Origin of the sequence: Onishia taeanensis, from assembly GCF_013349955.1 — a bacterium.
Taxonomy (GTDB): domain Bacteria; phylum Pseudomonadota; class Gammaproteobacteria; order Pseudomonadales; family Halomonadaceae; genus Onishia; species Onishia taeanensis_B.
Genome location: NZ_JABVXC010000030.1, coordinates 1 through 2,440 on the forward strand (window position 1 = coordinate 1; position 2,440 = coordinate 2,440).

Sequence of the window (2,440 nt, forward strand, 5' to 3'; positions counted from 1 at the left end):
AACTGTTCAGCATTTCTTCGCCGTGCGGAGCATGGCGTATAAATGCCTGTTGGACTAAGCCGCCCATCAGGCTGCTACACAGCTTCTATAGGGTATTGTATTGGCCGGTGTGCGGCCTGAGACGTCAGGTCGCGTACATACGGAGCTGTGGTGACACGTTCGGGCTGTGATGTTGGCCATGATCCCAGGTCCCTTCGAGGTGAATGTGCTCCAACGTAGCGCGCCTGCTGGTCAAAATCCATCATCGGGACGTGCGCCGCCACGACCCGCGAGCGGGCCGGATCGCCGAGTCCATTGTGTGGCCGAATCCGTTGTGGGTAGGTCGTTAGCTCATGCTCGATAGCGTTGCTCCTTGTGGTTGGGGGAGCAGCTACGTTTGAGTCGCTGGGGCGTGAGGGTCCCGATTACCCGCAGTGTCGGTAGCCGACAGTGCGGGCAGATATAGGCCGGCTCCGGGTCGCTGGCGGCCGTGTCGGCCTTCGGTGCCGTCTCGACGACCGCCAGCGCTTGGCGGATCTGTGCCAGACGTCGTCGCCGGCAGCGATTGGCCAGAAAACCGTAGTGCCGGACCCGCATCAGTCCCTTGGGGAGCACGTGGAGCAGGAAGCGGCGTACGAACTCCTCGCCATCCAGAACGAGCTGTTTACGCCGGCCACGGTCGCGGTAGTCCTTGTAGCAAAGGGTCACCTGGCGGTCGTCCACGGCGAGGATGCGGGCATTGCTGATGGCGATCCGGCGTGTATAGCGCGCCAGGTAGCGCACCACCGTGTCGGTGTGCTCAAGACAGTCTTTGCTGTAGACCACCCACTCGGTGGCCATCAGCGTGTTTAGCTGATCATCAACGTCACCGGGCCGAGTGACCCGGTGGAGTTCGCCGGCCGTGGCGGCCTGGCGCAGCCCACTGACCAGGTGCCCGCGAAAGTGGTGCGACAGGGCCCGGACCGGGAACAGGTAGTGGCGGCGCGCCTCGCGCCAGATGCCATCGTCGCCCAGCGCTCCGCCGGGCACCAGGCAGTGCAGGTGCACATGCTGGCTCAGGTTCTGGCCCCAGGTATGGAGCACCGCACTCATGCCCATCTCGCCACCGAGACGCTTGGGATCACGACCGAAAGTGCGCATCGTCTGCCAGGCGCTCTGGAACAACCGCCGGTAGATCACCTCGGGGTGCAGCTGGACCCAGCCGTTGAGGCTGTGCGGCAGGGTGAACACGACGTGGTAGTAGCGCACCGGCAAGATATTCGCCTGCTGATGCTTGGCCCACTGCGCCATGGCACGGCCCTGGCACTGCGGGCAGTGGCGGTCGCGACAGCCGAAATAGTGTGGCTGGGTGTGGCCGCAGCCCGAGCACTGCAAGGCCGTCCCGCCCATCGCCTCGGTGCGACAGGCGAGTAGGTGGTGGCACACGCGTTGGCGCTGGCGATCCAGGCCGGCCGGGTTGAGAAAGCGCATCAGGGCCTGTTGGAGGGTGGCGGTCTCAGTCATGGCCCACCTCCAGTTCGGCCACCAGATCGATGTGGCCCTGACTCGCCCCCTGCTGACCTGGCAGCCAGTGCAGGTAGCGCATCGTCGACTGGATGCTGCGGTGGCCCAGCAGCCGCTGGAGCTGATGGACGGGCATGCCCTGCTCCAGGACATGCGTGGCATAGGCATGGCGCAAGCTGTGAATGCCGCCGATCCGCTCGACCCCGGCCTGACGTTTGGCTTGCGTAAAGGCCTTCTGCGGTGCGCTCGGATGCAGCGCGCGATCCGGAAACAGGGCGCTAGGGAATAACCATGTCGCCGGCCGATAGGCGCGCCAGTAGTCGCGCAAGCGATCAAGCAGGGTCGCCGGTAGCACGACCATGCGATCCTTCGCGCCCTTGCCCTGGGCGACACGCAGCTGGCCACGTTGGCTATCGATATCGCTGACCCGCAGGTGACAGACTTCGCTGACGCGTAGTCCGCAGCCGTAGCACAGGTCGAGCATCATGCGATGCTTGGGGTTGTGGCAGGCGGACAGGATCCGCCGGACCTCGTCGCGGGTCAGCAGTTCCGGAATTCGCTGCGGTGTCTTCGGCACCACCGGCGATACCTCAACCGACGGCCAGTGCAACACCTGCAAGTAGAGGAACCGCACGCCGTGCAGATAGACGCGGCAGCTGGCGGCGGACAAACCGCGCTCCTGGACCAGGTGATGGAAGAAGCGTTGCAGATCGTCAGTGTTCAAGGTGTCGGGCGGACGGTGGAAATAGCGTGCCAGGTCCGTGATCACTGTCAGGTAGGTCGTGTGGGTGCGTTGCGCGAAGCCATGCTGACGCATGGCCTCGATCATCATCTGTCGCAAGACGGTCATCGTCGTCACTCCTGTTCGTTGACCCACGTAGGTCAAGGAACAGTGTGGTTCGATGAGGCGAAAGACAGGATTCGACGACAGCTACCGCGAAGCGGTTTAGTTCAACAG

General features: G+C 63.9%; 2 protein-coding genes. Both read right to left on the reverse strand.

The window, feature by feature from the left end; genetic code table 11:
• Positions 1-330: 330 nt before the first annotated feature.
• Entirely contained in the window at positions 331-1,482 is a 1,152-nt protein-coding gene (locus tag HUS66_RS17275) for an IS91 family transposase (RefSeq protein ID WP_175072431.1), read from the reverse strand.
• A complete protein-coding gene (locus HUS66_RS17280) occupies positions 1,475-2,332 on the reverse strand; it encodes a tyrosine-type recombinase/integrase (protein WP_175072432.1) in 858 nt (285 codons plus the stop codon). Before HUS66_RS17280 ends, HUS66_RS17275 begins: the two co-directional genes overlap by 8 nt.
• Positions 2,333-2,440 lie beyond the last annotated feature (108 nt).

What these genes read in the sequence shown, in the direction of transcription:
- HUS66_RS17275 (WP_175072431.1), bottom strand. Translation starts at nt 1,482, where the DNA reads ATGACTGAGACCGCCACCCTCCAACAGGCCCTGATGCGCTTTCTCAAC.
- HUS66_RS17280 (WP_175072432.1), bottom strand. Translation starts at nt 2,332, where the DNA reads ATGACCGTCTTGCGACAGATGATGATCGAGGCCATGCGTCAGCATGGC.